The following is an 18,516-nucleotide window of genomic DNA, read 5'->3' as shown; positions in this document are numbered from 1 at the left end:
CCATGCATCGGCTACTCGCCAGACAGATCCGCCAGTCGACGGACGAATCCGGCAAGGTCGATCTGACCAAGCTCGGCGAGCTCGTCAGCGCGGCCTATGAGGAGAGCGATTGCGATCGCCGCCGCACCGACCGCGCGATCAAGCTGATGATCGAGGAGCTCGAACAGACGCATAAGCGAGCCGAACAGGATCTGGGGCGGGCGCGCGAGTTCCTCGACAGCATCATCGAGAATATCCCGATCGCGGTGTTCGCCAAGGATGCGAAGGATTCCCGCTATATCCTGCTCAACCGCGCCGGCGAAGAATATTACGGAATGCCGCGCGAGGAGATGCTGGGCAAGACGCCGGAACAGATCTTTCCGGACAAGATCGCCCGTGCCGTCAACGAGCAGGATCGCCGCGTCGTCGACAGCGGCACGCCGATGTTCCTCGAGGGACATCTGCTCGAAGTCGGCGTCAAAGGCCGCGATCGTCTGGTCAATTCGCGCAAGCTGCTGATCAGGGACGGCAGTGGCGCGCCGCAATATCTGGTCGGCGTGATCGAGGACGTCACCGAGAGGATCACGAACGAGGCGCGGATCAGCCATCTTGCGCATCATGATGTCTTGACCGACCTGCCGAACCGCAGCGCCTTCAACGCCGCGCTTGGCGAGCGGCTGGAGCGGGCGCAGGAGGCGGCGACCAGCTTTGCCGTGCTCAGCCTCGATCTCGACCGCTTCAAGGAGGTCAACGACGTGTTCGGTCACCCCGTCGGCGACATGCTGATGCGGGCGGCGGCGGACCGGCTTGCCGCGGAAGCCGACGGCGCCTTCGTGGCCCGTATCGGCGGCGACGAGTTCATGATCCTGATGCCGGACGACATCAGCCGTGAGGACGTTCTGGGCCTCGCCGAACGGCTGGTCGAGACCATCGGCACGGAGCTCGAGGTCGACGATTATCTGCCCCATGTCGGCCTCAGCATCGGCATCGCGTTTTATCCGGATGACGGCGTGAATGCCGCCACGCTGCTCGCCAACGCCGATTCGGCACTCTATCGTGCCAAGCGCGAGGGCAGGGGGCGGGTCCGCTTCTTCGAATCCGAGATGGATCAGGAGCTGCGCGACCGCAGGCTGTTGCAGCACGATCTGCGGCAGGCGCTGGAGCTGAACCAGTTCCTGGTCTACTTCCAGCCGCAGGCGCGGGTGGATGGCGAGGTCATCGGCTTCGAGGCGCTGCTGCGCTGGAATCATCCGACGCGAGGCTTCGTGCCGCCGGACCAGTTCATTCCGCTGGCCGAGGAGAACGGGCTCATCGTCGAGATCGGCGAATGGGTCTTGCGCGAAGCGTGCCGCGAGGCGGCATCCTGGCCGCGTCCGTTGCAGGTCGCCGTCAATTTGTCGCCGGTCCAGTTCCAGGCCGGCGATCTCGAACGTTCGATCCACCAGATCCTGCTGGAGACGGGGCTGACGCCGACGCGGCTCGAGGTCGAGATCACCGAGGGCGTGCTGATCGGCGATTTCAACCGCGCACTCAATCTGCTGCGGCGGCTGAAGGCGCTCGGCGTCCGCATCGCAATGGACGATTTCGGCACCGGTTATTCCTCGCTGTCCTATCTCCAGTCATTCCCGTTCGACAAGATCAAGATCGATCGGGGGTTCATCTCCAATCTCGAAGCGTCGCCGCAATCGGCCGAGATCGTCCGTGCGGTCCTGAGCCTCGCGCACGCCCTGCATATCCCGGTCATTGCCGAAGGGGTGGAGACGGAGGCGCAGCGCGCCTTCCTGGCGCGCGAGGCCTGCGAGGAGATGCAGGGCTATCTGGTCGGCCGGCCCGACCTGATCGAACGCTATCTCGACCTGGTCGGGGTGACCGTGGAGCGCCGGCTCTACGCCTAGGTCCGGCGTCCCGGGTTCCGGGCGTCAGCCGACATCCATCTGGAACTTTGGGCCGGACATATATTTCCTGGACAATAAGGCAAGGCCAGGCGCGCGCGGGGGGCGCAGCAAATCTTTTGCACAACCGCCATCGCCCTGACGCAAATTGGAGTGATAAGCTCTGCGAATGCGAGGGAGGGTCTCATGGAGAACGTACGTCGCTATCGGGCGCTGGCGTCCCTCTGTCGTCAGCAGGCGGCCTACCGGCCGCTCCAGAACTGGGAACTGCTCGGCCAAGCCGAACATTTCGAACATCTCGCCGAGGTCGCGCTCAAGGCGCATTTCGACGCGTGCAACGTGAAGCACCCCGAGGCCGCCGAGCCGCCCGCGACCTGGGAGACCCCGGTCGCGGCGTAGCGGCGCCTGTTAGTCTCAATGCGACATCAGCGTCGGCACCGTCATGGCTTCCAGCATGGCGCGGGTGACGCCGCCGAGAACGCGCTCCTGCAAGCGCGAATGGCCGTAGCCGCCCATCACCAGGAGATCGAGGGCCTCATCGGCTGCCAGCGACAGGATGGTCGGCTGGATGTCGGAGCGCGTCGCCGAGAGGCCGACCGTGCGGGTCGACAGTCCACGTCGGCCGAGATGTCTTGCCAGGCTGCTCGCTGAAGCTTCGTCTGAGACCGCCTTGTCTTCGTTGATGGTGATGATCACGATCTCATCGGCGCGCGCCAGCAACGGCGCGGCGTCGTGTACGGCGCGGGCCGCGACGCGGCTGCCGTCCCAGCAGATGCCGATCCGGTTCGCCCTGAACGCCCCATGGAAGGTGTAGGGCAGGAACAGCACCGGGCCACCCGCCTGAAACAGGATCTCGCCCGGCACGTCGTTGTCGAACGAGCTTTGCGCCGGATCGGGCTGAAGCACGACGCTGAGGTCGTGCAGCCGCGCCATCTCGCCGAGCGAGCCGGCCGCGTCCGCCGGGATCGCACCGAGCGGGCGGCAGGCGTAGGCGATGCCGGCGTTCGCCGCTTCGATCTCGAACACCGAGAGCGCGGCCTCGGCCCGCTCCACGGCGCGCTCGCGTTCGAGCTCGAACACGGCGGCGACCGCGGCGCCGCCCTCCATCACGTAAGCCGCACTGGTCGCGACATAGCCGACGGCGACCGCGTCAAGATGGGCGCTGAACTGTGCTGCGAGCGAAATCGAGCCATCGATTGCCGGACGCATGGGACGTTCGGTTGGGATGTGGACGAGAATGTCTTTGTACATGGGGCGCCTCCGATGAAAATCCGGGGGCAGTTTTTCACTGCCGGAAGGACCCGCGTTGAGCTGCATCAAATGCGAGGACGGACCTTGCCGCGCGCATTCTTTGCCAAGATTTAATCGGTTGGACGGGACGTCGTAAGGTGACGGTGTCCATGTTGGATGCAAGGCGACACCTTCCAACATGGATATTTCGACATGAACGATCGCGCCAATTCCGACACCCCGACGTCCCGCAAGATCTTGAGGCCGCGCCGGCTCGCGCTGCTCGGCACCGTGGCCGCGCTCGGCGTGGCCGTGCTGGCGGCCTCTCCCGGCTCTTCGAAGTTCGGTCCGGGTTCCTTCATCGCACCGGCCCAGGCCGCGGAATCCGCCGCGACGCCGCCGGGCTTCGGTGACCTCGTCAGCAAGGTCAAGCCCGCCGTCATCTCGGTGCGGGTCAGGATCGACCAGGACAACGACCAGAGCGCCATGCTGCAACAGAACCGGATGGACCAGGACGAGCAGACGCCGTTCGACCAGTTTTCGCGGCAGTTCGACTTCCGCTTTCCGGGCGGCCCGAACGGCATGCCGCGCCAGCGCCATCAGATGATCACGGGCGAAGGCTCCGGCTTCTTCATTTCCGCCGACGGCTATGCCGTGACCAACAACCACGTCGTCGATCATGCCGCCTCGGTGCAGGTGACGATGGACGACGGCACCAGCTACACCGCGAAGGTCGTCGGCACCGATCCCAAGACCGATCTCGCGCTGATCAAGGTCGACGGCAAGAAGGATTTCCCGTTCGTCAAGTTCTCCGACCAGAAGCCGCGCATCGGCGACTGGGTGGTCGCGGTCGGCAATCCCTTCGGTCTCGGCGGCACCGTGACGGCCGGCATCGTCTCGGCCAGCGGCCGCGACATCGGCAACGGTCCCTATGACGACTTCATCCAGATCGATGCGCCGATCAACAAGGGCAATTCTGGCGGTCCGGCCTTCGACATGAGCGGCAACGTGATCGGCGTGAATACCGCGATCTTCTCGCCCTCCGGCGGCTCGGTCGGCATCGGCTTCGACATTCCGGCCTCGACCACAAAGCTCGTCGTGGCGCAGCTGAAGGACAAGGGCGCGGTGACCCGCGGCTGGCTCGGCGTGCAGGTGCAGCCGGTGACATCGGAGATCGCCGACAGCCTCGGCCTGAAGGAGGCGCGCGGCGCCATCGTCGACAATCCGCAGGATGGCAGCCCGGCGGCGAAGGCCGGCATCGAGGCGGGCGACGTCATCACCGCCGTCAACGGCACCGCGGTCAAGGATTCGCGGGACCTTGCCCGCACGATCGCGACCCTTGCGCCTGGCAGCTCGGTGAAGCTCGACGTCTTCCACAAGGGCGACAGCAAGACGGTGACCCTGGCGCTCGGCGAGTTGCCGAACGAGCAACAGGCCAAGGCCGATGTTGGCAAGGAACAGTCGAGCCCCGGCACTCCGCGCCTCGGTCTTGCTCTGGCGCCGGCCGGTGAGGTCCAGGGGGCCGGCCAGAAGGGCGTCGTCGTCACCGAAGTCGATCCGCAAGGGCCGGCGGCGCAGCACGGCATCCGGACCGGCGACGTCATCCTCAATGTCGGCGGCAAGGCCGTCGCCAATGTCGGCGAGGTCCGGTCGGAGCTGGCGCAGGCCAAATCGTCCGGCAAGCGCAGCGTGCTGCTGCAGGTCAGAAGCGCGGAGGCGACGCGGTTCGTCGCGGTGCCCCTCGCCTGAAGCAAACGACGCTTCCCACTTATTCAAAAGGGCGGCCCTCGGGCCGCCTTTTCCTTTCGCGTTCAGGAGAGGGGGCGGCCGCCGATAACATTCTCGTTAACGGCAGGGATGGTGACCCGGTTCATACGAAAAAGCCGTGTTCGGCCGCCACAGTTCCGAACGCTCGTCAGCAACGACGCTGCCGAGAGATTGCAAGCGTGGAACTTCGAACTTGCGGCCGCTTTGTGGAACTCGCCGGTGGTTCGAATTTGATCGGTGCCGACATGGATCGATTGAAGCTCTCGCTGAGAGGTGCGCTGCTCGCGGCGCCGTTCGTGCTGTGGGGCGGAAACGCGCTCGGTCGTGACGACGGCCGCTATGCGAGTTCGCCCCTCAAGCCCTGGTTCGACAGCCTGCGCAGTCACCTCGGGCCGTGCTGCTCGGACGCCGATGGCTTTGCCGTCTCAGATCCCGATTGGGAATCGCACAACGGACACTATCGCGTGCGCCTCGACGGGGAGTGGGTCGACGTGCCTGATGAAGCCGTTATCACCGAGCCGAACCGCGCCGGCCGCACCATGGTGTGGCCGGTGAAGACTGCGTTCGGGGTCTCGATCCGCTGCTTCATGCCGGGCAGCATGATCTGAGGCGTGCAAGCCTCAACGCTTGCTGGATTTGCGCTTAGACGATGTCCTGGCTGTCTTCTTGGTCGTCCGCTTCTTGGACGCTTTTTTCTTCGTAGCCTTCTTCGTGGTCTTCTTCGGGACCTTCTTGCCCTTCTTGCGCGCCTTCGACAGTCCGATCGCGATCGCCTGCTTGCGACTCTTCACCCGTCCGCCACGGCCCTTGCGACCGCTCTTCGCCGTGCCCTGCTTGTAGCGCCGCATCTCGCTTTCGACATCGCTGCCGGAGCTGCGCGAGTAGCGGCGTTTCTTTGCCTTGCGTGCCATGCATGTTCTCCCTTGGCTAAGGAGAACCATTCGACACGGGCATCGTTCCGAAGCCCGCACCCGACGTTCCGGGCGCATGCCGTGACCTAGAGCATTTTCGGTTCTGATTGAATCAGAACCGAAGCTCTAGCTTCTTGTTTTGACGCGTTTTCTTCACGCGAACCGGTATCCACTCGAAAACGTTCTAGACTAGAAGGAATTCGCCAGCTCGATCTCTGCTTCCAGCACCTGGATGCGCCGTGCGGCCTCGGTGAAGGACAGATCGCGCGCATATTGTGCGGGCTGATAGGCCTCTTCACTCAGCCGTTTCAGCTTCAGCCCCTGGGCCCGGGTCATCTGCTCGGCGAGAAAGACCCTGGCGTTGAATTGACCTTGAACCTGCATCTGACATCTCCATCCCGAAATCCTGGCTTGACTATATGTTCTTATTTTGTTCTAACAAGCCATGGACAACAGAATTAATGAAATTCGACGTAAAATCAGCGCCTTCAGACTGGAAATGGCCGAGGTCGAGGCGGCCGTGCGTGCTTCCATCAACGGCGATCGCGATTGCACCCGGCAGGCGCTGGCGCAGATGGATTTGCGCCGGAAGCTCAATCTGCTCATCGGCGAATGGAAGACTGCCGGTGGCGGCGATGTCCTGCCTGACGTTCGCAATCGCGCCCGCCTTCGTCTTGTGAAGCCCGTCGGCAGTTCCGGGCGCGGGATCTCGCGGCGCTGAAGCTTCGAGGGGGAGGGCGTCGTGGAGGAAGACCCGGACGCTTACCGGATCCTGAGGTTACGCGCCGAGATTCTCGAACTCGGCTCTGCCATCCGGCAATTGCAGCGTGCGGGTCTCGATGATGCCGCGGCCCAGCTGCTGATCGGACGCAAGCGGGCGCAGCTCGAGCAACTCGTGAAGACGGACTCTGCGAGCCGCGGGCTCAGCCTCGGAATGCGCCGACCGCAATGAGCTGACGCCGGCGCCCGTCGATGCCGCGGGCGCCGAACAATCATCGCGACAAAAAGGCCCTGCGTTGCCGCGGGGCCTTTGATGTCAGGTGGCGTGAGCTCGCTTGGTATTGCAGCTCACTTGGTATTGCTCATGCCCTTGCTGTTCTGGTTCGTCATGGTGCCGCCCTGGTCTGAACCGGGACCCGAACCGCCCTGGCCTGAGGGATCTGCGCCCTTCGACGACTTGGTGTTGGCGCCGGTGGTCTGCGATGACGACATCGAGGATCCATGTTTGGCCTTGTGCGACTTGGCCTGCGCGGCGAGCGGGGCGGCGGCAAGGCCCGTGGCCAGCACTGCGGTGAGAACGAGCTTGGTCGTTGTCATGCGGGGGGAACTCCCTGGGTTAAATTGACGCAGGCAGCCAACCGCCATTTGCCGCAGGAGTTCCCGACAAAGGTCCTGCCGCGCTTCACCGTGCTTCAAGATTGCTTGTCCTCGACGAGGATGAACACGACGCCGGTGAGGGCCGCGCCGATCGCGAACGTCGTCACCAACGAGAGGGCGAAGACAGTCGCGGCCTGGCTTCCACCGTGATTAAGCAGGCCGGCGACGGCGGGATTGCAAAGGATCAGCGCGAGACTGAAGACGAGGCCGAGGGCCGCGCCCATCATGGCATGCGTCATCAGCTTGATAAGACCGCTCGCAGAGATCAGGTCGGACGACTTCTTTGCGCGCATGGGAACTGCATCCCGATCTGCCGGGCAACGCCCCTGGGTTTGGCTGGTTCCAAATGAATGAAGGAATTGTCATCCCCGGCTTCATCGGACGTTCATGCCGGGCTTGCGAGGATGGGCACGTCAAAACGGGAACACTCGCTATGGGTAAGGTTGTCTTTCTTTACCGGTCGCTGGCCTACCGCAACGCGGCCGCGGACATTCTGCGCAAGGCTCGCAAGCTACCGCTCGGCGCGGAGCGAAGCGCGGCTCGCCGCTATGCCAGGGCACTCCGGGATCTCGCCTGCACGGAGGCCTGGCTCGAAGGCCGGGTCGCGCGCGAACCGCGGATGGCGCAACGAATGATGGCGTCCGGCTAAGCTCCTTGCCTTCCGGTCTGGCCGGAAGGCACACCTCGCTTCGCCTCCTGCTGCCCTGTCTCGGCGCGACCGTTCGCTCGAAAACGTCTAACCCGATGCGCGCTGCAATTCCGCGGAGCTGGCATCCTCGAACTTGCCGGATGGGCTCGCCGCCGACGTCTTGCGTGTCAACGGCACCTCCAGACGGCATAACAGGCCTTCAGCTCGCCAGTCGAACTGCGCTTGTCCACCGAGCTGCGACTCGACGCTCGCAAGCAGGCTCCGCGTGCCGAAGCCGCGGGATTTCGGAGTCATGACGAGCGGACCGCCGGATTCCTCCCAGCTCAGCGTCAGCAATTGGTTCTCGACCTGCCAGCGGATCGCGAGCCGTCCCGACCTCGTCGAGAGCGCGCCGTACTTGGCCGAGTTGGTGAACAGCTCGTGCAGCGCGAGCGCCAGGGTCTGGGCCGTCGTCGGCAGCAACTGGACCTCCGGACCCGCCAACACGATCTGGCCGCCGAGTGAATAGGGCGCAAGCTCCTCATCGATCAGCCTGGAGAGCTCGGCACCCTGCCAGCTCGACAGCGACAGGATGGTGTGCACACGCGCGAGCGCATTGATGCGGCCCTCGACGGCATTGACATAGGCCTTGACCTCGTCGGCGCGGGTGAGGCGCACGATCGATTGCGCCAGCGCCAGCGCATTCTTGGCGCGATGATCGACTTCCCGGGCCAGCAGATTCTGCCGTTCCTCGGCACGCTTGCGTTCGGTGATGTCCACGGTGACGCCGCTTACGCGCACGACGCGACTGCTGTCGTCCACCGTCGCCGCCGCCGTGCCGACGCACCAGCGCACCTCGCCGTCGGGTCGAATGATGCGGAATTCGGTCTCGTAGGCTCGCGTGCCCTTGTTGAATTCGGCAATCGCCTTGCGCAACTGCTCGACGTCATCGGGATGCAGCAACGCCTGAACGTTGGCCGGGTTGACCGCGAAGCTGTCGGGGCTGACGCCAAAGATGCGATATTGCCCCTCGTCCCACATCCAGTCGCCGCTGATCCAGTCCCAATCCCAGGAGCCCATCTTGCCGGCGGCGATCGCCATGCTGCGCCGCTGCTCGCTTTCACGCAGCTTCGCGGTTGAGTTCTCCAGCTCCGCCGTGCGTGCGCGGACGCGATCCTCGAGCTCCCGATTCAGCCGTTCCAGCTCGCGGGTCTTGCGGTAGAGCTCGGCAAACACCTTGATCTTGGCGCGCAGCACCTCCGGCACGACCGGGACCGGCACGTAGTCGACCGCGCCCATCTCGTAGCCGCGCAAGCGGTCGATGTCGCTGACCTGGATGGCGGAGATGAAGATCATCGCGGTCTTCTGGAAGCGAGGATGCTCGCGGATCATCGCGGCGAGCTCGAAGCCGTCGAGCTCGGGCATGCAGACGTCGACCAGGATCACCGCGATCTCGGTCTTGAGCAGCACCTCCAGCGCCTCGCGTCCGGACGAGGCGATCACGAGGTTCTCGTCGAGATCCTTCAATATCACCTCGTAGGCGAGCAGCTTGGCCGGCTGGTCGTCGACGAGGAGGATGTTGACCTTTTCGTGGTCCATTCGCGGATCCAAACTCAACGGTGCAGCCACATGCGGATCGCAAGCAGCAATTGATCGGTGTTGACGGGTTTGGCGAGGTAGTCGGACGCGCCGGCCTCCAGGCATTTTTCGCGGTCGCCCTTCATCGCCTTGGCGGTCAGCGCGATGATCGGAAGGCGGGCGAAGGCCGGGTTCTCGCGAATGACGCCGATGGTTTGGTAGCCATCCATCTGCGGCATCATGATGTCCATCAGCACGATGGCGATCTCCGGGTTGGACTCGACCAGGGTCACCGCCTCGCTGCCGGTCGTCGCCGTCAGCACCTTCATGCCGCGCCGTTCCAGCACGCTCGACAGCGCGAAGATGTTGCGGGCGTCGTCGTCGACGAGCAGCGCAGTCTTGCCGATCAGATCCTCGTCGGAACTGTTCAGCTTCTCGAGCATGCGCTGCTTCTCGATCGGAAGTTCCGTGATGACGCGGTGCAGGAACAGCGCAGTCTCGTCGAGCAGCCGTTCCGGCGATTCGACGCCCTTGACCACGATGCTGCGCGCCATGGTGTGGAGTTCCGCATCCTCCTCCGCCGAAAGCTCGCGGCCGGTGAAGACGACGACCGGAATGTTGGACAGCGCCTCGTCGTTGCGGATCTGGTCCAGCACCTCGAAACCGCTCATGTCGGGCAGGCGGAGGTCGAGCACCACGCAGTCGCAGGGCGACTCGCGCAGCGTCGAGAGCGCGCCGGCGCCCGTGTCGGTCGTGACGATCTCGATGTCGTCGTGATGCAGCAGCTCGCGGATCGAGAGCTGTTCGGCTTCATTGTCCTCGACGATCAGGAGCCGCTTGCGCCGCGGCCTTGCATATTCCTTGATCTGCGTCAGCGCGGCCGAAACGCCTTCGGTCGTCGTCGGCTTGTTGACGAAGGAGAACGCGCCGCGCGCCAGCGCATGCTGGCGGTCCTCGTCGAGCGTGATGATCTGCACCGGGATGTGACGGGTGAGCGGATTGTGCTTGAGCTGGCTCAGCACGGTCCAGCCGAGCATGTCGGGCAGGAACACGTCGAGCGAGACGGCGCGCGGCTGGTATTGCTTGGCGAGCTCCAGCGCCTCGGCGCCCTGGGCGGCAACCAGCACCTTGAATCCCTTGTCGCGTGCGAGGTCGACCAGCACGCGCGCATAATGCGGGTCGTCCTCGACGATCAGGAGGATGCTGTCGCCGGGCTCGAGATTGAGCCGGTCGTCGGCAAGCTGCTCGATGACGCGCGGCTGGTCGGGCGCGGCCGGTTGCAGTGCCGGCGGCTGGCTGTATTGCTGCGGTGCCGGCGCAGTCCGCGGCGCGAGCGTCGGGCCGGAATATTTCAGCGGCAGATAGAGCGTGAAGGACGATCCCTTGCCCGGCGCGCTGCGCAGATGGATTTCGCCGCCGAGCAGGCTCGCCAGCTCGCGGCTGATCGCAAGTCCAAGGCCGGTGCCGCCATATTTGCGACTGGTGCCGGCGTCCGCCTGCTGGAACGCCTCGAAGATCAGCTTCTGCTTCTCCAGGGGGATGCCGATGCCGGTATCGGACACTTCGAATGCGATCACGGCCGGTGCGGTATTCAGCACCGGGTGATCCGTTCCCCAGCCGCCGAGCGCGCCGGTCACCTTGAGGCGCACCTCGCCTTCGGCGGTGAACTTGAAGGCGTTGGAGAGCAGGTTCTTCAGGACCTGTTGCAGACGCTTGGAGTCGGTGACGATGCTGCGTGGCAGGTTCGGATCGATGTCGATCTTGAACGACAGGTTGCGATTATCCGCCTCGTGCCGGAACGGCCGCCCGACGGTCTCGAGCAGGTTCGCGGTCAGGATCTCCTCGGCATCGACCGTCACCGTGCCGGACTCGATCTTGGACAGGTCGAGAATGTCGCTGATGAGATTGAGCAGGTCGGTGCCGGCGCCGTGGATGGTGCGGGCGAATTCGACCTGCTTGGCGGTGAGGTTGCCGTCCGGATTGTCGGTGAGCTGCTGTCCCAGGATCAGGATCGAGTTCAGCGGCGTGCGCAGCTCGTGGCTCATATTGGCGAGGAATTCGGACTTGTACTTCGAGGTCAGCGCAAGCTCGGTCGCCTTTTCCTCCAGGGCGCGGCGGGCCTGCTCGATCTCCTGGTTCTTGCGCTCGACCTCGACGTTGCGCTCGGCGAGCTGCTGCGCCTTCTGCTCGAGCTGGTCGTTGGTCTGCTGCAATTCGCGCTGCTGGGTCTGAAGCTCGCCGGCGAGCTGTTGCGACTGCTTGAGCAGGCCTTCGGTCTGCATCGTCGCTTCGATCGAATTGAGCACGATGCCGATGGAGTCGGTGAGCTGCTCCAGGAACGTCATCTGCGAGGTCGTGAAGGAGACGAGCGAGGCGAGCTCGATCACGGCCTTGACCTGGCCCTCGAACAGCACCGGCAGCACCACGAGGTTCTTCGGTGCGACGCGGAACAGCGCCGAGTTGATCGGCACCACGTCGGATGGAATGTCGGCGATCACGCGAGGCCGTTTGTCGAGCGCGCATTGGCCGATCAGGCCGTCGCCGAACTGCAGCACGCGCTGATAGGGGTAGATGCCGTCGCTGGCGTAGGAGGCCAGCAGCAGGAGTTGCGGATTGTCCTCGCTCTCGACCTGGTAGATCACGCCGGTATGGGCGTTCACCAGCGGCGACAGCTCGGTGAGCAGCAGCCGGCCGACGGTGGTGAGGTCGCGCTGGCCCTGGAGCATGTTGGTGAATTTGGCGAGGTTGGTCTTCAGCCAGTCCTGCTCGGTGTTCACGTCCGTCGTCAGACGGAGGTTCGTGATCATCGTGTTGATGTTGTCTTTGAGCTCGGCGAGCTCGCCGCGGGCATCGACCTGGATCGACGGAGTGAGGTCGCCTTTGGTCACGGCGGTCGCGACTTCCGCGATCGCGCGCACCTGCGAGGTGAGGTTGGCCGCGAGCAGGTTGACGTTGCCGGTGAGGTCCTTCCACGTGCCGGCCGCACCGGGCACGTCGGCCTGACCGCCGAGACGGCCTTCGACGCCGACCTCGCGCGCCACCGACGACACCTGATCGGCGAAGGTCGCGAGCGTCTCGGTCATGTTGTTGATGGTGTCGGCGAGCGCCGCGACCTCGCCCTTCGACTTCACCGTGAGGTTCTGCTTGAGGTCGCCGTTGGCGACCGCCGTCACCACCTTGACGATGCCGCGAACCTGCTCGGTGAGGTTCGCCGCCATGACGTTGACGGTGTCGGTGAGGTCCTTCCAGGTACCGGCCACGCCGGGCACCTGGGCCTGGCCGCCGAGTTCGCCCTCGGTGCCGACTTCGCGCGCCACGCGCGTGACTTCGCCGGCGAAGGCGTTGAGCTGGTCCACCATGGTGTTGATGGTGTTCTTGAGCTCGAGGATCTCGCCCTTCACGTCGACAGTGATCTTGCGCGACAGGTCGCCGCGCGCCACGGCGGTGGTGACTTCGGCGATGTTGCGGACCTGCGTGGTGAGGTTCGCGGCGAGCAGGTTGACGTTGTCGGTGAGATCCTTCCAGGTGCCGCCGACGCCGGGCACGACGGCCTGACCGCCGAGGCGGCCTTCGGTGCCGACCTCGCGGGCGACGCGCGTCACTTCGGCGGCGAAGGAGCGGAGCTGCTCCACCATGGTGTTGAGGGTGTCCTTGAGCAGAAGGATCTCGCCGCGCACGTCCACCGTGATCTTCTTGGAGAGGTCGCCGCCGGCGATGGCGGTTGCGACCTCGGCGATGTTGCGGACCTGGGCCGTCAGGTTCGAGGCCATGAAGTTGACGTTGTCGGTGAGGTCCTTCCAGGTGCCGGCAACGCCGGACACTTCGGCCTGGCCGCCGAGCTTGCCCTCGGTGCCGACCTCGCGCGCGACGCGGGTGACTTCGCCGGCGAAGGCGTTGAGCTGGTCCACCATGGTGTTGATGGTGTTCTTGAGCTCCAGGATTTCGCCCTTCACGTCGACGGTGATCTTGCGCGACAGGTCGCCGCGCGCCACGGCGGTGGTGACTTCGGCGATGTTGCGGACCTGGGCGGTGAGGTTGCCCGCCATCGAGTTCACGGAGTCCGTCAGATCCTTCCAGGTGCCGGCGACGCCCGGCACGTTGGCCTGGCCGCCGAGGCGGCCTTCGGTGCCGACCTCGCGCGCCACGCGCGTGACCTCGCCCGCGAAGCGGTTGAGCTGGTCAACCATCGTGTTCAGCGTGTCCTTGAGCTGAAGGATCTCGCCGCGCACGTCCACCGTGATCTTGCGCGAGAGGTCGCCGCCGGCGATGGCGGTTGCGACCTCGGCGATGTTGCGGACCTGGGCGGTCAGGTTGCCCGCCATCGAGTTGACGTTGTCGGTGAGGTCTTTCCAGGTGCCGGCGACGCCCGTGACCTGGGCCTGGCCGCCGAGCTTGCCTTCGGTGCCGACTTCGCGCGCGACGCGCGTGACCTCGCCGGCGAAGGCGTTGAGCTGGTCGACCATGGTGTTGAGCGTTTCCTTCAGCTGAAGGATTTCGCCCGACACGTTCACGGTGATCTTCTTGGACAAATCGCCCTTGGCGACGGCGGTCGCGACCTCGGCGATGTTGCGGACCTGACCGGTCAGGTTCGAGGCCATCGAGTTGACGCTGTCGGTGAGATCCTTCCAGGTACCGGCGACGCCACGCACCTGGGCCTGGCCGCCGAGCTTGCCTTCGGTGCCGACCTCGCGCGCGACGCGGGTGACTTCGCCGGCGAAGGCGTTGAGCTGGTCCACCATGGTGTTGATGGTGTCCTTCAGCTCGAGGATCTCGCCGCGCACGTCCACGGTGATTTTCTTCGAGAGGTCGCCGCCGGCAACCGCCGTCGTCACCTCGGCGATGTTGCGGACCTGTGCGGTCAGGTTCGACGCCATCGAGTTGACGCTTTCCGTGAGATCCTTCCAGGTGCCGGCGACGCCGAGCACGTTGGCCTGGCCACCGAGCCGCCCCTCGGTGCCGACCTCGCGCGCCACGCGCGTGACTTCGCCGGCAAAGGCGTTGAGCTGGTCGACCATGGTGTTGAGCGTTTCCTTCAGCTGAAGGATCTCGCCCGAGACGTTCACGGTGATCTTCTTGGAGAGGTCGCCGCCGGCGATGGCGGTGGCGACGTCGGCGATGTTGCGGACCTGTGCGGTCAGGTTCGAAGCCATGAAGTTGACGTTGTCGGTGAGGTCCTTCCAGGTGCCGGCGACACCGGGCACTTGCGCCTGGCCGCCGAGCTTGCCTTCGGTACCGACCTCACGCGCCACGCGCGTCACTTCCGAAGCGAAGGAGTTGAGCTGGTCCACCATGGTGTTGATGGTGTCCTTCAGCTCCAGGATTTCGCCGCGCACGTCCACGGTGATCTTGCGCGAGAGGTCGCCGCGTGCCACGGCAGTCGTCACGTTGGCGATGTTGCGCACCTGCGCGGTCAGGTTGCCGCACATCGCGTTGACGGAGTCGGTCAAGTCCTTCCAGGTGCCGGCGACGCCGGGCACGATCGCCTGGCCGCCGAGCTTGCCGTCGGTGCCGACCTCGCGCGCCACGCGCGTCACTTCGGAGGCGAAGGAGCGGAGCTGGTCCACCATCGTGTTGATGGCTTCCTTGAGCTGAAGGATCTCGCCGCGGACGTCGACCGTGATCTTCTTGGAGAGGTCGCCGTTGGCAACCGCGATCGTCACCTCTGCGATGTTGCGAACCTGGTTGGTCAGGTTGTTCGCCATCGAGTTGACGCTCTCGGTGAGGTCCTTCCAGACGCCGGTCACCTCAGGCACCTGGGCCTGGCCGCCGAGCTTGCCTTCCGTGCCGACCTCGCGCGCCACGCGCGTCACCTCGGAGGTGAACACGCCGAGCTGCTTGATCATGGTGTTGACGATGTTGGCCGACTGCAGGAACTCGCCCCGCAGCGGACGGCCTTCGACGTCGAGCTTGACGGTCTGGAGCAGGTCGCCTTGCGCGACGGCGGCGACTGCGCGCGTCACCTCGCGCGTCGGCCACAACAAATCGTCGATCAGCGTGTTGACGGAGCCTTCCATGTCGGCCCAGGAACCCGAGGCGAGGCCGAACTTGACGCGCTGGCGGGTCTTGCCCTCGCGGCCCACGACCTGGCCGACCAGCTCGAGCTGCTGCGCCATGCGCTGGTTGGCGGCGATGATTTCATTAAAAGTGTCGGCGATCTTGCCGTCGATGCCGAGATAGTCGCCGCTCATGCGCACCGAGAAATCGCCGCTGCGCATCGCCTGCAGGGCGAGCAGCAATTCGGCCCGGGAATCCGGATCCGACACACCGTTGGTTTTTGGCTTTGGGACGCGACGACCGGACCGTGATGCAGCTCCGGGATCGAGGTCGCTCATACTAATTCCCCCGCAGGCGTCTGCCGAATCCTGGAAAAGACGCAATCGGTCAAAATAGAGCGTCAGCCAAATTCGAAATCAAGCGCCAAGGTGCGACGCGAGGAAATGGAACCTGTCTTGCTCAGCCCAAACACAACAACCGCGATCCCTGGGATTGGTTCCATGCGAGTTCCGAAAAGAGAAGATGCCTGCCGCCGCCGGCTCGGCCAGCCCGCAGGCGGCTCCGTCGACCACGGGCGCGGCGAGCCGGTCGAACCCGAGCTGAAGCGGTACCTTGTCGTCCGGTGGCGAGGACGACAATGGCGATGCGAGCCGGGACAAGATGCCGGAGAGTGATCGTACGGTGCGGCCGGAGAGCCCGCAGCATCATCCCAACGAGAAATAGCGGCTGCTACTTGTCCGCCATGGTGCGCTCGGCGTCCTTGACCTGTGCGCGCAGCAGCGGAAGCTGCTCGCGCGCGAAAGCCGCGAGCGCCGTGTTGTCGGGCGCCTTCAGATAGCGTTCGAGCAGGTCGATGGCCGATTCATATTCGGGAATCTGCGAGGCATAAAAGCTTCGGACGAAACTCGGCCCGTCTGAAGTTTCGGGCTCGATCAGGCTCGCGCCGACCGACGCGGTCTTGCCCGCATGGGGTTCCGCGCCGATCGCCTCCTGGATCTGCCGCAACGCCTTGTCGCGCTTGGCCGCTTCCTCGGCACGCAAGGCGGCGAGATTCTTGACCTCGGCGTTGCCCTTCAGATCGGTGCTCTCCAGCAGGCCCTGCTGGAAGCGGCTGAAATTGTAGAGGCCGCTGATCACGTCGGTTGCGCTCGGCGGTCGGTCGAGAGGCTTTCGGTCACCGGTGCTGTCGGCAGGCGCTGCCGTGCCGATGAATAGCAAGATGATCGCGATGAGAACTCGCATCGCTGAACAATTGCTGAAGAGAGCCGAAGTTCCCTGAACATTACGATCCGGCAATCGGGTTGCGATGCCGGAGTTCCGTCCCCACGTCCTTTCCATGAAACAGTCTGACATCTTCAGAGATAACGCCGACAATTGCCTCCAGCTCGCCGAGCGCGCCGAAGGGCAGCCTGCGTACAAGCGCTATTCGCGCATGGCGGACGCCTGGACGGCGCTCGCTTACGAGCAGGATTGGCTCGATGGCGAAATTCCGCCTCTCGCGGGTCGTTTCCCGCGACAACAGCGGAGCGCGTGAGCGCTTCGTTTCGCAGAACGTGTGTGAGACCGCTCACGGAATGCAAGTGACCAATCGGGGGATGATCGGGGAACAGTCAATCGCGTCGGTTTTCATTCCAGCAGGAGGATTTGCAATGGCTCCACGTCTGGCCCTTCTTTCACTCATTCTCGCCTTTGGCGTCTCGGTGGCGTTTGCGACGGTGACGACGGTGCGTCAGGTGCATCTTGAGAACGCATCGGCCACGGTTCACGCGGTGCACAGCTAGCGCCACGCCGGAACATTCGGCGCCGTGATGCGTAACCGCTTCGACACATCAGGAGAGGCGAAGGCACATCATGGCCCATTCCGACCACGGCATCGTCAGGGACAAGCGGGCAGAGGAGCAGCCGCGCGACAAGCAGCGCGCGCAGTCCGTGCACAAGACTGACACCAAGGCAGTTCCGAAAGGCTCCCCGTCGCGTGAGGCGACGCGCGATCCCAAGCTGAACGACCAGAGCAAGACGCCGGGCTCCGGCATGACGCCGGATGATTCCGGCGGCGCGCCGACCGGCTAGATGGAACGCCAGGTTTCGCACGAGGAACGAATCCTGGTGCGCCGAGTCGATAGGTTGCTTCCGGTTGTCATACCCCCGGTGCGCCGGAAGCAATCTCCAAGGACGGCCCCGACACCCACCGTGCCGGGGCCGTTCGCTTGCGAGAAAGCCTCGATGGCTCAGTCCTCGGCGCCGCTTTCGGGATCTCCCTGGGTATGACCCGCAGGTCCCCGGCCGAACACGCCGAAGCTGCTCGACTTCACGCCGACAGCGGCGTCGACGTCCGCGGCGGCCAGCCCGAACTTGAGGAGCTCGCGGACCGCTGCCGCCCGCGTCGGCATGCGATGTTTGAACCGGAAATCGTCAACGGCGGCCAACTCGTCCGGCGAGAGCATGACCTGAAGGCGCTCGGCGCGAAGATCGTTCATGGTCGATCGTGCAAATTGAGTAGGTTGAGCAGCTTCCTCAACGAACCAATTTGGCGGGAGTTCCATAAGCGACGATAAAACACCCAAATGAGTAAAAAAATACAACAAAATCAATAAGTTATTATTGAAACGACTTTCGACCTGGCGCATTTTCTCTGGGAAGGGAGAGAAGCCATGACGGACGAAGTCAGGTTGCCCCGCAAGCTTTCAGAAGAGCCGGAATCCCCCAAGCCGGTGCGTCCAAGCCATCAGAAGGTCATCGAGCAAGTCGAGCGTTGGGCCAACAGCCCGGGGCTGCAGCCACCAAGGATGGAAAATGCGAAGACGGTCTGAGCCACACACATTCAAGCAACGTCTCGAGGCGCAGAAGCTGCGCCTCGAGCAAGAGCTGTCGGGCCTGCCCGATGGACGCCAGCGCGACGGTGTTCTTGCGCGGATCGACCAGCTTCAGACCGCCGCAGAGATGTATGGCTTTCTGATGCTACGGGAGGAGGCCGCGGCCTCTCGCTGATGGCCCGGCAGCGCATCGTAGAGTCCGGTGATGAGATGCGAGGCGCCGGACCGGAGGTCGCAATGCAGACGCCGAGCTTCCCGGAGAAATTTCGCATAGGCGCTGGCCATGAAGGCCGCCATCTCCCCGTGCCGCGCCTGAACGAGGTCGCGCCTTCGCCGCGATGTTCCTG

General features: G+C 64.5%; 21 protein-coding genes. 12 read left to right on the top strand and 9 right to left on the bottom strand.

The genetic code is table 11. The annotated features are described in order from the left end of the window. Positions 1 to 2: 2 nt before the first annotated feature. Complete coding sequence (locus UNPF46_RS35400) at positions 3 to 1,874, top strand: putative bifunctional diguanylate cyclase/phosphodiesterase (protein ID WP_246668807.1); 1,872 nt, start codon at positions 3 to 5, stop codon at positions 1,872 to 1,874. A gap of 183 nt (positions 1,875 to 2,057) precedes the next feature. Then, a complete protein-coding gene (locus tag UNPF46_RS35395; protein WP_142253127.1) occupies positions 2,058 to 2,270 on the top strand; it encodes a hypothetical protein in 213 nt (70 codons plus the stop codon). Between the two features lie 15 nt (positions 2,271 to 2,285). Here the strand turns inward: UNPF46_RS35395 and UNPF46_RS35390 are convergent, their stop codons facing one another. Beyond that, complete coding sequence (locus UNPF46_RS35390) at positions 2,286 to 3,122, bottom strand: universal stress protein (protein WP_181770262.1); 837 nt, start codon at positions 3,120 to 3,122, stop codon at positions 2,286 to 2,288. Between the two features lie 192 nt (positions 3,123 to 3,314). Here UNPF46_RS35390 and UNPF46_RS35385 point away from each other — a divergent pair, with 192 nt between their 5' ends. Further along, the gene (locus tag UNPF46_RS35385) at positions 3,315 to 4,850 is read left to right on the top strand and encodes a Do family serine endopeptidase (RefSeq protein WP_142253125.1); all 1,536 of its coding nucleotides are present in this window, start codon (positions 3,315 to 3,317) and stop codon (positions 4,848 to 4,850) included. Positions 4,851 to 5,113: 263 nt separating this feature from the next. Next, on the top strand, positions 5,114 to 5,476 hold the full coding sequence (locus tag UNPF46_RS35380; RefSeq protein ID WP_100181134.1) for a hypothetical protein: 363 nt from the start codon (positions 5,114 to 5,116) through the stop codon (positions 5,474 to 5,476). A 12-nt stretch (positions 5,477 to 5,488) separates the two neighbouring features. On the opposite strand, the gene UNPF46_RS35375 is transcribed toward UNPF46_RS35380, so the two are convergent. Then, entirely contained in the window at positions 5,489 to 5,779 is a 291-nt protein-coding gene (locus UNPF46_RS35375; protein WP_100177050.1) for a DUF6496 domain-containing protein, read from the bottom strand. 189 nt (positions 5,780 to 5,968) lie between these two features. Then, positions 5,969 to 6,163 carry a DUF3072 domain-containing protein gene (locus tag UNPF46_RS35370; protein WP_100177048.1) on the bottom strand — a complete coding sequence of 65 codons (195 nt, stop codon included), beginning with the start codon at positions 6,161 to 6,163 and terminating at the stop codon, positions 5,969 to 5,971. 115 nt (positions 6,164 to 6,278) lie between these two features. On the opposite strand from UNPF46_RS35370, the gene UNPF46_RS35365 reads away from it, so the two are divergent. Then, positions 6,279 to 6,500, top strand: coding sequence for a hypothetical protein (locus UNPF46_RS35365; RefSeq protein WP_100177047.1), 222 nt, complete (start codon positions 6,279 to 6,281; stop codon positions 6,498 to 6,500). Positions 6,501 to 6,521: 21 nt separating this feature from the next. Beyond that, complete coding sequence (locus UNPF46_RS35360) at positions 6,522 to 6,731, top strand: hypothetical protein (protein ID WP_100177046.1); 210 nt, start codon at positions 6,522 to 6,524, stop codon at positions 6,729 to 6,731. A gap of 116 nt (positions 6,732 to 6,847) precedes the next feature. Here UNPF46_RS35360 and UNPF46_RS35355 read toward each other — a convergent pair whose 3' ends face one another. Further along, positions 6,848 to 7,096: a hypothetical protein gene (locus UNPF46_RS35355; RefSeq protein ID WP_100177045.1), complete on the bottom strand. Its 249-nt coding sequence runs from the start codon at positions 7,094 to 7,096 to the stop codon at positions 6,848 to 6,850. Between the two features lie 95 nt (positions 7,097 to 7,191). Continuing rightward, a complete protein-coding gene (locus UNPF46_RS35350; RefSeq protein WP_142253124.1) occupies positions 7,192 to 7,449 on the bottom strand; it encodes a hypothetical protein in 258 nt (85 codons plus the stop codon). 140 nt (positions 7,450 to 7,589) lie between these two features. Between UNPF46_RS35350 and UNPF46_RS35345 the strand changes: the two genes are divergently transcribed. Further along, the gene (locus UNPF46_RS35345) at positions 7,590 to 7,805 is read left to right on the top strand and encodes a hypothetical protein (RefSeq protein WP_100177043.1); all 216 of its coding nucleotides are present in this window, start codon (positions 7,590 to 7,592) and stop codon (positions 7,803 to 7,805) included. An 87-nt stretch (positions 7,806 to 7,892) separates the two neighbouring features. Here the strand turns inward: UNPF46_RS35345 and UNPF46_RS35340 are convergent, their stop codons facing one another. The 3 genes from UNPF46_RS35340 to UNPF46_RS35325 form a co-directional block, all read right to left on the bottom strand. Then, positions 7,893 to 9,383, bottom strand: a complete 1,491-nt coding sequence (locus UNPF46_RS35340; protein WP_142253123.1) for an HWE histidine kinase domain-containing protein — start codon at positions 9,381 to 9,383, stop codon at positions 7,893 to 7,895. Between the two features lie 14 nt (positions 9,384 to 9,397). Further along, positions 9,398 to 15,694: a HAMP domain-containing protein gene (locus UNPF46_RS35335; RefSeq protein WP_142253122.1), complete on the bottom strand. Its 6,297-nt coding sequence runs from the start codon at positions 15,692 to 15,694 to the stop codon at positions 9,398 to 9,400. Between the two features lie 391 nt (positions 15,695 to 16,085). Further along, complete coding sequence (locus UNPF46_RS35325; protein ID WP_142253121.1) at positions 16,086 to 16,598, bottom strand: DUF4142 domain-containing protein; 513 nt, start codon at positions 16,596 to 16,598, stop codon at positions 16,086 to 16,088. A gap of 94 nt (positions 16,599 to 16,692) precedes the next feature. On the opposite strand from UNPF46_RS35325, the gene UNPF46_RS38470 reads away from it, so the two are divergent. The 3 genes from UNPF46_RS38470 to UNPF46_RS35315 all read left to right on the top strand — a co-directional run bounded on the left by UNPF46_RS38470 (position 16,693) and on the right by UNPF46_RS35315 (position 17,426). Further along, positions 16,693 to 16,890 (top strand): hypothetical protein, encoded by a 198-nt coding sequence (locus UNPF46_RS38470; protein ID WP_100181132.1) that lies wholly within the window; start codon positions 16,693 to 16,695, stop codon positions 16,888 to 16,890. After that, positions 16,835 to 17,137, top strand: coding sequence for a hypothetical protein (locus UNPF46_RS38075; RefSeq protein WP_161497225.1), 303 nt, complete (start codon positions 16,835 to 16,837; stop codon positions 17,135 to 17,137). Before UNPF46_RS38470 ends, UNPF46_RS38075 begins: the two co-directional genes overlap by 56 nt. A gap of 70 nt (positions 17,138 to 17,207) precedes the next feature. Then, positions 17,208 to 17,426: a hypothetical protein gene (locus tag UNPF46_RS35315; RefSeq protein WP_142253120.1), complete on the top strand. Its 219-nt coding sequence runs from the start codon at positions 17,208 to 17,210 to the stop codon at positions 17,424 to 17,426. 158 nt (positions 17,427 to 17,584) lie between these two features. Here UNPF46_RS35315 and UNPF46_RS35310 read toward each other — a convergent pair whose 3' ends face one another. Beyond that, a complete protein-coding gene (locus UNPF46_RS35310; protein WP_181770264.1) occupies positions 17,585 to 17,833 on the bottom strand; it encodes a hypothetical protein in 249 nt (82 codons plus the stop codon). Between the two features lie 174 nt (positions 17,834 to 18,007). On the opposite strand from UNPF46_RS35310, the gene UNPF46_RS38070 reads away from it, so the two are divergent. Beyond that, the gene (locus UNPF46_RS38070; protein WP_174718913.1) at positions 18,008 to 18,166 is read left to right on the top strand and encodes a hypothetical protein; all 159 of its coding nucleotides are present in this window, start codon (positions 18,008 to 18,010) and stop codon (positions 18,164 to 18,166) included. Next, positions 18,150 to 18,344, top strand: a complete 195-nt coding sequence (locus UNPF46_RS35305) for a hypothetical protein (protein WP_142253119.1) — start codon at positions 18,150 to 18,152, stop codon at positions 18,342 to 18,344. Before UNPF46_RS38070 ends, UNPF46_RS35305 begins: the two co-directional genes overlap by 17 nt. Positions 18,345 to 18,516 lie beyond the last annotated feature (172 nt).

Origin of the sequence: Bradyrhizobium sp. UNPF46 (assembly GCF_006658625.1) — a bacterium.
In the GTDB taxonomy this organism is placed as follows: Bacteria; Pseudomonadota; Alphaproteobacteria; order Rhizobiales; family Xanthobacteraceae; genus Bradyrhizobium; species Bradyrhizobium nitroreducens.
Note: the sequence above shows the minus strand (reverse complement) of the source record. Positions and strands in the feature narration are given on the sequence as shown.

What these genes read in the sequence shown, in the direction of transcription:
- UNPF46_RS38470 (WP_100181132.1), top strand. Translation starts at nt 16,693, where the DNA reads ATGAAACAGTCTGACATCTTCAGAGATAACGCCGACAATTGCCTCCAG.
- UNPF46_RS35390 (WP_181770262.1), bottom strand. Translation starts at nt 3,122, where the DNA reads ATGTACAAAGACATTCTCGTCCACATCCCAACCGAACGTCCCATGCGT.
- UNPF46_RS35395 (WP_142253127.1), top strand. Translation starts at nt 2,058, where the DNA reads ATGGAGAACGTACGTCGCTATCGGGCGCTGGCGTCCCTCTGTCGTCAG.
- UNPF46_RS38075 (WP_161497225.1), top strand. Translation starts at nt 16,835, where the DNA reads ATGGCGAAATTCCGCCTCTCGCGGGTCGTTTCCCGCGACAACAGCGGA.
- UNPF46_RS35380 (WP_100181134.1), top strand. Translation starts at nt 5,114, where the DNA reads ATGGATCGATTGAAGCTCTCGCTGAGAGGTGCGCTGCTCGCGGCGCCG.
- UNPF46_RS35355 (WP_100177045.1), bottom strand. Translation starts at nt 7,096, where the DNA reads ATGACAACGACCAAGCTCGTTCTCACCGCAGTGCTGGCCACGGGCCTT.
- UNPF46_RS35315 (WP_142253120.1), top strand. Translation starts at nt 17,208, where the DNA reads ATGGCCCATTCCGACCACGGCATCGTCAGGGACAAGCGGGCAGAGGAG.
- UNPF46_RS35305 (WP_142253119.1), top strand. Translation starts at nt 18,150, where the DNA reads ATGCGAAGACGGTCTGAGCCACACACATTCAAGCAACGTCTCGAGGCG.
- UNPF46_RS35375 (WP_100177050.1), bottom strand. Translation starts at nt 5,779, where the DNA reads ATGGCACGCAAGGCAAAGAAACGCCGCTACTCGCGCAGCTCCGGCAGC.
- UNPF46_RS35340 (WP_142253123.1), bottom strand. Translation starts at nt 9,383, where the DNA reads ATGGACCACGAAAAGGTCAACATCCTCCTCGTCGACGACCAGCCGGCC.
- UNPF46_RS35385 (WP_142253125.1), top strand. Translation starts at nt 3,315, where the DNA reads ATGAACGATCGCGCCAATTCCGACACCCCGACGTCCCGCAAGATCTTG.
- UNPF46_RS35345 (WP_100177043.1), top strand. Translation starts at nt 7,590, where the DNA reads ATGGGTAAGGTTGTCTTTCTTTACCGGTCGCTGGCCTACCGCAACGCG.
- UNPF46_RS38070 (WP_174718913.1), top strand. Translation starts at nt 18,008, where the DNA reads ATGACGGACGAAGTCAGGTTGCCCCGCAAGCTTTCAGAAGAGCCGGAA.
- UNPF46_RS35335 (WP_142253122.1), bottom strand. Translation starts at nt 15,694, where the DNA reads ATGAGCGACCTCGATCCCGGAGCTGCATCACGGTCCGGTCGTCGCGTC.
- UNPF46_RS35310 (WP_181770264.1), bottom strand. Translation starts at nt 17,833, where the DNA reads ATGAACGATCTTCGCGCCGAGCGCCTTCAGGTCATGCTCTCGCCGGAC.
- UNPF46_RS35365 (WP_100177047.1), top strand. Translation starts at nt 6,279, where the DNA reads ATGGCCGAGGTCGAGGCGGCCGTGCGTGCTTCCATCAACGGCGATCGC.
- UNPF46_RS35370 (WP_100177048.1), bottom strand. Translation starts at nt 6,163, where the DNA reads ATGCAGGTTCAAGGTCAATTCAACGCCAGGGTCTTTCTCGCCGAGCAG.
- UNPF46_RS35400 (WP_246668807.1), top strand. Translation starts at nt 3, where the DNA reads ATGCATCGGCTACTCGCCAGACAGATCCGCCAGTCGACGGACGAATCC.
- UNPF46_RS35325 (WP_142253121.1), bottom strand. Translation starts at nt 16,598, where the DNA reads ATGCGAGTTCTCATCGCGATCATCTTGCTATTCATCGGCACGGCAGCG.
- UNPF46_RS35350 (WP_142253124.1), bottom strand. Translation starts at nt 7,449, where the DNA reads ATGCGCGCAAAGAAGTCGTCCGACCTGATCTCTGCGAGCGGTCTTATC.